The 276-nt window shown below is 66.3% G+C and carries 1 protein-coding gene; it reads right to left on the bottom strand.

Annotation, left to right across the window (positions count from 1 at the left end):
- Positions 1-11: 11 nt before the first annotated feature.
- The coding region (gene ureA, locus GPT33_RS12545; protein WP_296809436.1) for an urease subunit gamma at positions 12-276 on the bottom strand (265 nt) is incomplete at its 5' end.

The raw sequence follows: 276 nt of genomic DNA, 5'->3' as shown, positions 1-276 counted from the left end.
GACGCGGTTCATCAGCCGATCGGATCGTGGACCGTGACCAGCTTGGTCCCGTCCGGGAAGGTCGCTTCCACCTGGATGTCGTCGATCATCTCCGGGATGCCGTCCATCACGTCCTCGCGGGTCAAGAGGGTCCGTCCGTAGTCCATCAGCTCGGCCACGGTGCGCCCGTCGCGCGCGCCCTCCAGGATGGCGCAGCTGATGTAGGCGATCGCCTCGGGATAGTTCAGCCGTACGCCTCTGGCCTTGCGGCGCTCGGCGAGTAGTCCGGCCGTAAAG

The organism is Thiocapsa sp., assembly GCF_011390875.1.
In the GTDB taxonomy this organism is placed as follows: Bacteria; Pseudomonadota; Gammaproteobacteria; order Chromatiales; family Chromatiaceae; genus Thiocapsa.
The sequence above is the reverse complement of the archived record's forward strand: the minus strand, read 5'-3'. Positions and strand labels throughout refer to the sequence as shown.